This window comes from Stenotrophomonas sp. PS02300, assembly GCF_029959395.1.
Classification (GTDB): Bacteria; Pseudomonadota; Gammaproteobacteria; order Xanthomonadales; family Xanthomonadaceae; genus Stenotrophomonas; species Stenotrophomonas maltophilia_AD.
In genome coordinates, this window is sequence record NZ_JASCOP010000019.1 from 35,616 (window position 1) to 46,534 (window position 10,919).

Here is a 10,919-nt window from a genome sequence, read left to right on the forward strand (position 1 = left end):
CTCTTTATCGCGCGGTAGCCGCCAGGAACCGTTCGCGGTCCTGCTGGGTGCGCCGGCGGATTTCCGCCAGCGCTTCATTCTCCGTAGCTTCCAGCATCGATTCGAACAGCCGCTGGAAGTGATTGCGCATCGCCGTGCGCGCCGCGCCCGGGTCACGCAGGCGCAGGCCATCGAGGATGGCGGTGTGTTCGTCGTTGCGGGTGTCGCCGTCGTTGTGGCACACGTTGGCATACACCTGGCGCACCCGCGGCAACTCGTTGCGCATGCGCCAGATCAGCTGCACGCAGTGCTCCACCACCGGGTTGCCGGCAATGCGTGCAATGGCCAGGTGGAACTGGCGGTCGGCCTCGCTGGCCGCCGCCTCGCTCGAGGCCGGGTCGGTCATGGCCGCAATCAACCCTTCCAGCATTTCCACTTCCGCATCGGTGATGCGGCTGGCGGCCATGGCCGCCGCCTCGGCTTCGATCACCGCACGGGCGGCGGTGAGGTCGAACGCCGATACATCCGGCAGCGCGCCAGGGGCGGCCGCCGGACGTGCCTTCACGTACACGCCCGAGCCGGTCTTGATGGTGATCAGGCCCTGCGCCTCCAGGGCGATTTCCGCTTCACGCACGGTCACCCGGCTCACCCCCAGCCGTTCGGCCAGGTCGCGTTCGCCGGGCAGGCGCGAGCCGGGCGGGAATTCGCCCTTCTCGATCAGCGCGACGATTTCAGCGGCAATGGACTGGTAAAGGCGGGGTTCGGACATCTTCAAGGCCTGGCTGTACGGTGGCTGGGAACCGGAGTTGCGCTTAGAAACGGTAGCGTACCCCCAGATAATACCGCCGGCCGTAGGTGGTGTACTCGCGGAAGCTGCCCAAGATGGGCATATCCGACACCCGCGGCTCGTCCGTGAGGTTGCTGGCCGACAGCGATACCGACAGGTGCTTGTTCACCTTGTAGGTGGCGCGGAAGTCCAGCGAGCCATTGTCGCGCACGTAGCGGTTCTGCGCCGGGTCGCCGACGAACTGCTGGTAGTAATCGGAGCGGTACTTGTAGATGGCCTGCAGGTCCAGCTTGCCCAGGCCCCAGTACACCTGCGCCGAGGCCACGTGCTTGGACAGGCCGAAGATGTTGGCCGGCTCCACGATGCCCGGGGTGACGATGCCGGTGCTCGGGTCGGTGGACTCGCCCAGGCGCAGGTCTTCGGTCTTGAAGTTGGAATGGGCGTAGTTGTAGCTGGCCTTCACGCCCAGCCCGGCGAAGATGCCCGGCAGGTAGGAGAAGCTGTGCGAGCCGGTGAGCTCGAAGCCGATCAGGTCGCTCTTCTGGTCGCTGGTGGCCAGCTGCTCCACCGGCACGGTGACGCTCACCCCGTCGATGTCGAAGTTCTCGCCCACCACCACCGGCACCGAACCGCCGTTGAACTGCTTGTAGTACACGGCAGTGGACAGCATGGAATCGGCGTTGGCGTACCACTCCAGCGAGACATCGGCATTCCACGACATCAGCGGGGTGGCGCGCGGGTTGCCGGTAGCGGTGATGTTGCCCAGCGCATCGGCCACGCTGCCGAACTCGGTATCCACCTCGTCCAGGTTGAAGCTGCGGCCGTAGCCGAGCGCGGCCAGGTCCGGGCGCGACATCGCACGGTAGGCGCCCACGCGCAGCAGCAGGTCCGGGCGCAGTTCGAAGGCGGCGTTGAAGCTGGGCAGCCATTCGTTGTTGCTGGACTTGAGCACCTGCCGGGTGAAATCGCCGGTGGGCCGCAGGGTCACGGTGCCGTCGGGGTTGTTGACCACGTCCAGCCCGCTGCGCAGGCCCATCGAACGCACGTCGGTGTGTACCCAGCGCACGCCGATGTTGCCGGTGACCGGCACGCCGAACCATTCACTGCTGTAGTCGCCCATCAGGTAGATGGCGCTGGTCTTTTCGGTCACATCGTTGTTGGCCGGGTCGCGCAGGTCCGCGCTGAGGCCGGTGTCGTCCACGCCGGTGAAGGCCTTGAACAGGCAGCGGCTGTCGAAGGTGGCCCACTGGTCGATGGTGTTGCCGCTGGCGTTGGCCAGGAAATCATCCTGCGGGAAGGCCTGGCGGCAGGCCTGGTTGGCGGCGCGGATCGCGGCGACATTGGTGGTGGTGACATCCACGGTGTCGGTGAAGTCGGTGTAGGTGGCTTCCGACCGGCGCAGGCCACCCTTGAGCGCGGTGAAGAAGCCGCTTTCCGGGGTGAACGCCGCATCGAAGCGGCCGGCGCGGATGGTGTGTTCGCGGTCCTGCTGGCGGCGGCGGATCAGGGCCGAATCGGTGAAGTTGTCCGGGTTGTTCACGTCGAACGCCGGATCGAGGTAGATGCTGGGCACATCGCCGCTGTAGTCGTAGGTGTAATCGACATAGCGGGTGTTCTTGATGCCGGCCACCGGGTTGCCGTTGACGTCGGTACGCCCGGCGCGCAGGCGGGTGGAGCGCTCGATCTGCGAACGCTGGGTGTTGGAGTAGGACAGATCCGTGGAGAACATCCACGCCGCACTGGGCCGCACGATCACGTTGAACCCACCGCCGGTGTACTCCTCCTTGCGTTCGAGGAAATTGCCGGTGGAATCGATGGTGGTGCTGCCGGTGTGGCTGAGCAGCGCGCCATCGTCGCTGACCACGCGGTTGTTGAGGTTGCGCATCATCGACGACAACGTCAGGTCCGAACGGTCTTCCGTGTAATCGCGCTTGGAGTGCTGGTAATCCAGGTTCACTTCCACCGCGTCGTTGGGCCGCCACTGCAGCGCGCCGAACTGCGAATCGCGCTTGTCGTGTTCGATGAACTGGCGGTACAGGCGGCTGCCGGGCACCAGGTAGTACGGCACGCCGTTGGCCACGTCGTTGCCGTTGACCTGGGTGCAGTTGCGGGTGGCGCCGACGACTTCGCGGCCATCGCAGGCGGCCCAGGTCGTGCTGCTGGAGAACATTTCCTCCGGGTTGCTGCCTTCCAGCGCCTGCAGGCCGACCGAGACGCCGAGCTTGCCGCCGCCGCTGAAATCGAACTGGTCGATGTAGCTGGCGGTACCGCGCCAGCCCACGCCGTCGCCGTCCTTGAGGCGGTCGTCGTATTCCTGCCAGGTGCCGCGCCCATCCAGCTGGAAGGTGCGCTTGCCGTATTCGAGCGGCTTGACGGTTTCCATGTTGACGGTGCCGGCGGTGCCGCCTTCGACGAAGTCGGCGCGCTGGGTCTTGTAGATGGCCACGGTGTTGATCAGCTCCGAGGGGAACTGGTTGAAGTTCACCGAGCGGTCGCCGCTGCCGTTGGTGGCCTCGCGGCCATTGAAGGTGGACGAGCCCAGGAACGGGCCCAGGCCACGGATCGAGATTTCGGAGGCGCCGCCCTTCTCGCGGTGGGTGGAGGCACCGGTGATGGTTTCGATGGCTTCGCCGATGGACAGCGCCGGCAGGTCGCCGATGTCTTCGGCCGAGAGCACGTCGGACACCACGGTCTCGTCGCGCTTCTTGTCGATCGAGGTCTGGATGGTGCCGCGGGTGCCGGTCACCTGCACCTGGTCCAGGGTGGTGGCCTGCGCCGGCGCGGTGGCCGGGGCGGCGTCCTGTGCATGGGCCAGCGGCAGGGCCGCAGTGGCGCACAGGGCATAGAACAGCGCGCTGTGCAGCGCGGTGTGGCGGAAGCCTCGTGGCGAGGCCGTACGGCGGTCATGCAACATCGTGATCTCCCTCCCAGGATGGATCGTCCGAATACACGGATTCGATCCGGAAGATTCACGGTTGAAGGACCAATGTCAATGAATTGGTACTAAAGTCTACCCCGGTGATCTACCTAGACCAGTTTCAGCCAACTTTATGTGCGGATGCAGCAGATGTTTGCGCAAATGGCTTACCAGCTGCGGCTAAAGTGGTATGTGATTGTGGTTGACGTCGTTGCGGTCGAGGCTGTTACCATCCGGACTCGCGTTGGGGTCTACGGTGATCTGGGAGGGTTAACCTGTGGCACAGCAACAAGATGTGGGTGTGAGTAGGGCGGTACAGCGTTGGCGTTGGTGGGGTCCGCGCCCCATGAAAGGCGGGCGCCATTGCGTTGAGCGCGTCGCCACGCGCCCGGGACCCGCCGCCCGACACGGGAAATGGTTTTCAACGGGGTTGGCACTGGCGCTCCTGCCTGGCGTTGCCTGGTCGGCGGAGTATCTGGTGCATGACGCCGCTGGGTACGCTGCTGCCGCCAAGGGCCTGAAACCTGGCGATACCGTGATCCTGGCGGATGGGGTGTGGCGGGATGTGGATCTGCTGCTGACGGGGACCGGCACAATTGGTCAACCAATTCGGCTGACCGCGCAGACGCCGGGGAAGGTGATCCTGAGCGGGCAGTCGCAGCTGCGGCTGGCCGGGGCCTATCTGGAAGTGTCCAACCTGGTCTTCCGCGATGGCTGGGCGCCGGGCGGCGAGGTGGTGAGCTTCCGCAGTTCCTCCAAGGCGTGGGCCGAGCACAGCCGGGTCACTGGCATCGTGATTGATGGCTACAACAAGCCCGACCGCGCCCAGTCCGATAACTGGGTGGCGATGTACGGCGCATTCAACCGCTTCGACCACAACCAGCTGGTGGGCAAGACCAACGCCGGCACCACCCTGGTGGTGGTGCGCAATGCCACCAGCGGGTTGGACAACCGCCACCGCATCGACCACAACTGGTTCGGGCCGCGCCCCAACCTGGGCAGCAACGGCGGCGAGACCATCCGGGTGGGCACCAGCCACGATTCGCAGTCGGCCTCCAACTCGGTGGTGGAGAACAACTGGTTCGAGCACTGCGATGGCGAGGTGGAGATCGTCTCCAACAAGTCCGGCGGCAACCTGTACCGCGGCAACGTGTTCAAGGAATCGCGCGGCTCGATGGTGCTGCGCCACGGCCACGGCAACGTGGTGGAGCGCAACATCTTCCTGGGCAACGGCAAGCCGCATACCGGTGGCGTGCGGGTGATCAACCGCGACCAGATCGTGCGCGACAACTACTTCGAAGGGGTGGCCGGCGATGGCTTTGCCTCGGCGTTGGCGGTGATGGCCGGCACCCGCGATGCGCCGCTCAACCGCTATGAGCAGGTCGACAACGCGCGGATCAGCCACAACAGCTTCGTGCAGGCGCGTTACCTGTTCCTGGGTGCCGGGCTGGACGACGAGCGCAACGCGATGCCCGTGCGCAGCAGACTCAGCGACAACCTGTTCGTCGGCGATGGCAGCGGCGAGCTGCTGCGCACCCAGGGCGACCTTTCCGGCATTGCCTTCAGCGGCAACGTGCAGAGCCCAACCGCCTCGCCCGGGTTCCCGAACGGCGTGCAGGGCCGCACCCTCACCCTGCAGCGCGCGGCCAATGGCCTGCTGTATCCGCCGGCCGGCATCGAGGTTGGCGCGCCGCGCGACCTGGCGCCGATTGCACGCGATAGCGTTGGCGTGAGCTGGTATCCCAAGCAGGTCACCCGCACTGCGCTGGACAGCGGCCGCGCGCACCGCGTCGCGCCGGGCGAAGACACCCTGGTGACGGCGGTGGCGGCCAGCGCCGCGGGCGACCGCCTGCAGCTGCAACCCGGTGACTACCGCATCAGCCAGGTGCTGGCGGTGGACCACCCGCTGAGCGTGATCGGCCCGGCCAAGGGCAAGGCCACGCTGCGCTTTTCGCGGCCCTCGCTGTTCGAGATCCGCCCCGGCGGCTCGCTGCGCCTGGCCGGGCTGGAGATCGACGGCAGCCTGGCGCCGGATGCCGCCGGCAACGCGGTAATCCGCGTCCCCCCGGGCAGCCAGGCCTTCGACTACACGCTGGAGATCGCCAACAGCCGCATCCACGACCTGAGCAGCAACAAAGCCTTTGATGTGATCAACACCGGCAAGGGCACGTTCGCCGCGTCGATCCGCCTGCAGGGCGTGACGGTGAGCGACATCAGCGGCAGCGTGATCGCCGCCGCCGCCGAGACCGACGACCTGGGCACCTACAACGCCGAATCGGTCGAAATTGTTGATTCGGTGTTCCAGCGCATCGGTGGCCCGCTGGTGAACCTCTACCGCGGCGGCACCGATGAAAGCACCTTCGGGCCAGCCTTCGCGCTGCGCGGCAGCCGCCTGGAACAGGTGGGCAACGTGGGCGACACCAGCCTGCGCCTGCATGGCGTGCAGCAGGCCCACCTGAGCGATACCACCTGGCTGCGCAGCGGCCGGGTGCGTTTCACCCATCAGACAGGCGAGCCGCACCTGCGCCTGCGCAACACCACGTTCACCGCTACGGCGGCGCTGCAGTCCGATATTCCAGCCGAGACTTTGCCATGACGCGTACCACGCCCCTGATGCTGCTGCTGGCGGCCACCTTCAGCGCCGCCGCGCTGCCCGCCGCGCAGGCCCAGGCGCCCAACGCGGCCACGCGGGGTGCCGAAGCCAGCAGCGCACCGGTGCTGGTCACCGCCGCGCAATGGGAGCAGATGCGCCGCGATGGCGCCGGCTACCCGATGTTCGCCAAGGAACAGGCGCGTGCAGAGAAGCTGGTGCGCGCGATGATGAAAGCCGGCATTGATGTGCCGGTGCCCAAGGACAAGGGCGGCGGCTACACCCACGAACAGCACAAGCGCAATTACCAGGCCATCCAGGCCGCAGGCGCGCTGTACCGGCTCACCGGTGACAAGGCGTATGCGAACTTCGCGCGCGACGTACTCCTCGGGTACGCCAAGCTCTACCCCGGCCTCGGTGCCCACCCGGAAGGGCGCGGGCAGATTCCCGGCCGCCTGTTCTGGCAGACCCTCAATGATTCGGTGTGGCTGGTCAACGCGGTGCAGGGCTACGACGCGATCCGCGACAGCCTCGGCGCCGATGAGCGCCGCACCATCGACGACAATGTGTTCCGGCCGATGGCGCAGTTCCTGAGCGGCAATCCGGAAAACTTCGACAAGATCCACAACCACGCCACCTGGGCGGTCGCCGCCACCGGCATGACCGGCTATGTGCTGCGCGACCCGGTGTTGGTGGAACAGGCGCTGATGGGCAGCAAGCGCGATGGAAACGCCGGCTTCCTCAAGCAGGTGGACCAGCTGTTCTCGCCCGATGGCTATTACGAAGAAGGCCCGTACTACCAGCGCTATGCGCTGGCGCCCTTCATCCTGTTCGCCAACGCGGTACAACGTAACGAGCCGGCGCGCGGCATCTTCAAGCGCCGCGACGGGGTGCTGCTCAAGGCGGTGGATGCGCTGGTGCAGAGCAGCTACGGCGGCTACTTCATCCCGATCAACGATGCGATCCTGGACAAGGGCCTGGACACCGAGGAACTGGTGGCCGGCATCGACATCGCCTACGCCAACACCGGCGATGCGCGGCTGCTGTCGGTCGCCAAGGGCCAGAAGCGCGTGCTGCTCTCGCCCGAAGGCCTGCAGGTTGCCAAGGCGCTGGCCGATGGCAAGGCCAAGCCCTACGCCTTCGTGCCCACCCTGCTGCGCGATGGCCCCGACGGCAGCGAAGGTGCGCTGGCCATCCTGCGCATGGGCGGTGAAGACGGCCAGGCGCTGGTGATGAAGAACACCAAGCAGGGCATGGGCCACGGCCACTTCGACAAGCTCAACTGGCTGTTCTACGACAACGGCCAGCGCGTGGTCACCGATTACGGCGCCGCCCGCTTCCTCAACATCGAAGCGAAGTCCGGTGGGATCTACCTGCCCGAGAACAACAGCTGGGCGCGGCAGACGCTGGCGCACAACACGCTGGTGGTGAACGAGCAGAGCCACTTCGGCGGCGACTGGAAGAAGGGCCAGCCACTGGCCCCTGCCCCGCTGCTGTTCGCGGTGACCGACGACACCCAGATCGTGTCGGCACGCATGGACGGTGCCTACGACGGGGTGAGCTTCACCCGCACCCAGGCGCTGCTCTCGCACCCGTCGCTGGGCCAGCCGGTGGTACTGGACCTGCTGCGCGTGGACGGCAGCAAGCCGGCCCGCTACGACCTGCCGCTGCATTTCAACGGCCACATCATGGACGTGGGCTTCAAGGCGCAGTCCGCGGTGACCACGCGCCCGGTGCTGGGCAAGGCCAACGGCTACCAGCACGTGTGGGTGGATGCCTCCAGCGAACCGGGCACCGAGGCGCGCAGCCTGACCTGGCTGCTGGATGGGCGCTTCTACACCTACCGCTTCGCCAGCACCTCGCCTGCGCGGGCGTTGATCGGCGAGAGCGGTGCGAACGACCCTTCCTTCAACCTGCGCCGCGAACCGCTGCTGCTGCAGCGCGTGGATGGCCAGGCATCCACCACCTTCTACGGGGTGCTGGAACCGCATGGCCAGTACGACGGCACCGCCGAAACCGTGCGCGGCGCCAACAGCCGCATCGACCGGCTGGCGCACTACCGCGGCAAGGACGCCAGCGTGCTGGTGCTGGACCTGGCCGGTGGCCAGCGCGTGGCGCTGGGCATTGCCGATGACCCGTCCAAGGGCGGCAGCCATGAGGTGAGCGCCGACGGCCAACGCTGGAACTGGAGCGGTGGCTGGAAGCGCTTCGATACCGCCACCGGCAAGGACGGCAAATGAACCTGACCACCCGAACCCGTTCCTACGTGCGCTGGCTGATCGTGGCGCTGATCGCGGTGGCCACGGTGATCAACTACATCGACCGCAACGCACTGGCGGTGATGTGGCCGCAGATTTCCAAGGACGTGGGTGCCACCAAGGAAGACTACGCGCTGCTGGTCACCGTGTTCATGCTGTTCTACGCCGCCGGCCAGTTCGTGTTCGGCCGGCTGTTCGACATCATCGGCACCCGCATGGGCTTCGCGCTGTCGATTGCAGTGTGGTCGATCTCGATCGCGCTGCATTCGGTCACCCACTCGATCCTGTCCTTCAGCATCGTGCGTGCCATGCTCGGCATCAGTGAGGCCGGCGCGTGGCCCGGTGCGGTGAAGGCCAACGCCGAATGGTTTCCGGCGCGCGAGCGCGCCCTGGCCCAGGGCGTATTCAATGCTGGCGCGTCCATCGGCGCCATCGTTTCCGCGCCGCTGATCGCGGTGTTGTTCCTGTGGCTGGGCTGGCGCGGCACGTTCATCCTCATCGGCGCCATCGGCTTCGTCTGGCTGCTGCCGTGGCTGATCATCTACCGCGCCGGCCCGGACAAGCACCCGTGGGTGAGCGCGGCCGAACGCGCGTTGATCCTGGATGCGCCGGCCGAACAGCCCGCGGTGCCCAAGGTCGAATACGTGCCGAACGTGCGCCAGCTGCTGGGGCACCGGCAGACCTGGGGCATCCTCACCACGCGCTTCTTCATTGATCCGATCTGGTGGTTGTTCGTGTCGTGGCTGCCGATCTACCTGGCCGACACCTTCGGTTTCGACATCAAGCAGATCGGCATCTTTGCCTGGGTGCCGTACGTGGGCGCGATGATCGGCAGCCTGGGCGGCGGCTGGTTGTCGGGCCGCCTGATCGGCGCCGGCTGGAGCGTAGACCGTGCACGCAAATGGGTGATCACCCTGGGCGGGGCGATCATGGCCCCGGCCCTGCTGGGCGCGGTGCTGGCCACCGACCCGGTGTGGGCGGTGGTGACCATTGCCTTCGTGCTGTTTGGTTTCCAGATCGCCATCGGCAACATCCAGACCCTGCCCGGCGACATCTTCAACGGCAAGTCCGTGGGTTCGCTGGCCGGGCTGGGCGGCATGGCTGCCGTGGCCGGCACGCTGATCACCACCTGGCTGGTGCCGGTGATGACCCGCGACTCCTATGCACCGATTTTCATCCTGGTGGCGGCGCTGGTGCCCGCTTCCCTGCTCGCCCTGTGGCTGGTGACCGGACGCGTCGAGAAGGTCGACGTGCCGCCTTCCCGCTGACGTTTTCCCTTTCCCCCTCGCATCACTGGAGTACCAAATGAATCAGTTCAAGGACAAGGTGGCGATCGTCACCGGTGGCGGCCGCGATATCGGCCGTGAGATTTCGCTGAAGCTGGCCGCGGCCGGCGCCAAGGTGTGCATCAACTACGCCAACGACGAAGCCAGCGCGCAGGACACCCTGCAGCAGGTGCAGGCTGCCGGCGGCACCGCCATCGTGCACCGCGCCGACGTGACCGATGCGCAGGCCGTGGCCGGCATGGTTGCCGCCACCCAGGCCGCGTTCGGGCCACGGATCGATGTGCTGGTGAACGTGGCCGGTGGCATGGTGCAGCGCCGCCCGCTGGCCGAGATCGACCCGGCGTTCTTCCACAAGGTGATGGACCTCAACATGAGCTCGGTCTACCTGACCACCCACGCGGTGGTGCCGCACATGCCCGAGGGCGGTGCGATCGTGAACTTCGCCTCGCAGGCCGGCCGCGATGGCGGTGGCCCGGGCGCGTCGATCTACGCCACCGCCAAGGCCGCGGTGATGACCTTCACCCGCGCCATGGCCAAGGAACTGGGCCCGCGTGGCATCCGGGTCAATGCGCTGTGCTGCGGCATGATCGCCACCCGCTTCCATGATGAGTTCACCAAGCCGGAAGTGCGTACCGCCGTGGCCGGCAACACCCCGCTGCGCCGCCAGGGCCGCCCGCAGGAAGCGGCCGATACCGCCGTGTACCTGGCCTCGGACGCCGCCGGCTTCATCACCGGTGCCAACGTCGACGTCAACGGCGGCACCTACTTCTCCTGATAGACCGCTGACCGCCTGGGAGGGCCGCCATGCTGCGCTGGATCACTGCACTTTCATTTGCACTTGTCACCAGCGCCGCGGCGCTGCCCACCCAGGCCCAGGTCTGGGTACCGGCCTGGACCGCCTCGCCGGCGCCCGACCGCCAGGACGGCACGCCGGAAGCACCGGTGCAGTTCGCCAACCAGACCGTGCGCCAGGACATGCGCCTGGCCAGCTCGGCCACCGCGCTGCGCTTCCGCATCACCAATGAGCTGGGCGTGGGGGGGGGGGGGGGGGGGGGGGGGCCCCCCCCCCCGCCGGTGGGGGAAAGCCCCCCCCCCCCCCCCC

Annotated in this window: 6 protein-coding genes and 1 pseudogene; 5 read left to right on the top strand and 2 right to left on the bottom strand. The window is 67.0% G+C overall.

Features of this window, described 5'->3' with window-relative positions:
• Positions 1-4: 4 nt before the first annotated feature.
• Positions 5-748, bottom strand: coding sequence for a FadR/GntR family transcriptional regulator (locus QMX79_RS06125; protein ID WP_068854509.1), 744 nt, complete (start codon positions 746-748; stop codon positions 5-7).
• Between the two features lie 43 nt (positions 749-791).
• On the bottom strand, positions 792-3,680 hold the full coding sequence (locus tag QMX79_RS06130; RefSeq protein WP_282245386.1) for a TonB-dependent receptor: 2,889 nt from the start codon (positions 3,678-3,680) through the stop codon (positions 792-794).
• Between the two features lie 481 nt (positions 3,681-4,161).
• Between QMX79_RS06130 and QMX79_RS06135 the strand changes: the two genes are divergently transcribed.
• The 5 genes and pseudogenes from QMX79_RS06135 to QMX79_RS06155 form a co-directional block, all read left to right on the top strand.
• Entirely contained in the window at positions 4,162-6,279 is a 2,118-nt protein-coding gene (locus QMX79_RS06135; RefSeq protein WP_282245388.1) for a polysaccharide lyase 6 family protein, read from the top strand.
• Positions 6,276-8,513, top strand: a complete 2,238-nt coding sequence (locus QMX79_RS06140; protein ID WP_282245390.1) for an oligoalginate lyase — start codon at positions 6,276-6,278, stop codon at positions 8,511-8,513. Before QMX79_RS06135 ends, QMX79_RS06140 begins: the two co-directional genes overlap by 4 nt.
• Positions 8,510-9,799 (top strand): MFS transporter, encoded by a 1,290-nt coding sequence (locus QMX79_RS06145; RefSeq protein ID WP_282245391.1) that lies wholly within the window; start codon positions 8,510-8,512, stop codon positions 9,797-9,799. Before QMX79_RS06140 ends, QMX79_RS06145 begins: the two co-directional genes overlap by 4 nt.
• Before the next feature lie 37 nt (positions 9,800-9,836).
• Entirely contained in the window at positions 9,837-10,592 is a 756-nt protein-coding gene (locus QMX79_RS06150; RefSeq protein ID WP_093534980.1) for a glucose 1-dehydrogenase, read from the top strand.
• Between the two features lie 29 nt (positions 10,593-10,621).
• Positions 10,622-10,919, top strand: a pseudogene (locus tag QMX79_RS06155) (hypothetical protein); the annotation flags it as partial.